This window comes from Deltaproteobacteria bacterium CG11_big_fil_rev_8_21_14_0_20_49_13, assembly GCA_002796305.1.
Classification (GTDB): domain Bacteria; phylum UBA10199; class UBA10199.
In genome coordinates, this window is the sequence record PCWZ01000088.1 from 50,801 (window position 1) to 51,238 (window position 438).

General features: G+C 52.5%; 1 pseudogene (running past one end of the window). It reads right to left on the reverse strand.

The annotated features are described in order from the left end of the window. Positions 1-438: pseudogene (locus COV46_08880) on the reverse strand (D-lysine 5,6-aminomutase subunit alpha); it reaches 495 nt to the left of the window's first position.

The window sequence follows — 438 nt, forward strand, 5'->3', positions numbered from 1 at the left end:
GCGAACTGTTCGTTCAGGAACTGGGATGCAAGGACCGTGTGGGCCTTTTCTATGGCGTCCGATGTCGTTAAGTAATTATCCTCGCCGGTATTTATAATGATATCGGCGTAGGTATTTATCATCCTTGAAAAGTTCTGATCGATGAAGGTGCGATACATGTTGATATCACGAAAGAGTATGCCGTACATCGAGTCGTTAAGCATCATGTCAAGGCGCTCGAACGCACCCATGGCCGCGATTTCCGGCATGCAAAGGCCCGAACAGTAGTTGACAAGCCTCACATACCGCTTTTCTCGCTCCGAGATCTCGTCCAGCGCGGCGCGCATGATGCGAAAGTTCTCCTGGGTCGCGTACGTCCCTCCAAAACCTTCCGTCGTTGCGCCGCAAGGGACGTAATCGAGAAGGCTCTGGGCGGTGGTACGGATGACCGCAACAACA